Below are 350 nucleotides of genomic sequence, written 5' to 3' on the forward strand. Positions count from 1 at the left end.
TTTTCTGCTTTGCATGCGGTTGCATCGATTACATTTCGCGCCGATCAAACCGTTTCTGGAGTGGCAATCAATTTATTAGCCGCAGGTCTTGCGCTGTTTTTAGTGAAATTAATTTATGGAAAAGGACAAACTGGTACGATTCAATATAGTTTTAAAAAAGTCGATATTCCAGTTTTAAAAGATATTCCTGTTATAGGCGAGCTGTTTTTTACTAATACATACTGGACTTCGTATTTAGCGATTATTGTCGCAGTTATCGCTTGGTTTGTTATGTATAAAACACCGTTTGGACTTCGGCTGCGTTCCGTTGGAGAACATCCAATGGCAGCCGATACGATGGGGATTAATGT

Annotated in this window: 1 protein-coding gene; it reads left to right on the forward strand. The window is 39.1% G+C overall.

Annotation, left to right across the window (positions count from 1 at the left end; genetic code table 11):
• A partial coding sequence (locus tag ACTYA4_RS22265) for an ABC transporter permease subunit (protein WP_445505884.1) occupies positions 1-350 on the forward strand: 350 nt, incomplete at both ends.

This window comes from Niallia yueguangensis (assembly GCF_052663115.1).